1 pseudogene is annotated in these 233 nt (G+C 28.8%); it reads left to right on the forward strand.

Annotation, left to right across the window (positions count from 1 at the left end):
• Positions 1-93: 93 nt before the first annotated feature.
• Positions 94-233: pseudogene (locus tag A1D25_RS11225) on the forward strand (IS1/IS1595 family N-terminal zinc-binding domain-containing protein); the annotation flags it as partial.

Genomic DNA, 233 nt, shown 5'->3' on the forward strand with positions numbered 1-233 from the left:
ATGGACAAAATGGTTGCTAAAAAGTGCGTTAAGAGCTTATAGTATAAGGCTTTAACGCACTTTTTTGAAAATGAATAAAAAACTTGTCCTTTTTGTAAAAATCAAAATATAAAGAAGAATGGTGTTAGAAATAACACTCAACGTTATAAGTGTAATTGCTGTAATAAAACATTCACCTTTCAACATAAAATAAATCCTGCTGATATTTGGCAAGATTATTCGCAAGGAAAACA

Origin of the sequence: Ursidibacter arcticus, assembly GCF_009761375.1 — a bacterium.
Lineage (GTDB): Bacteria > Pseudomonadota > Gammaproteobacteria > Enterobacterales > Pasteurellaceae > Ursidibacter > Ursidibacter arcticus.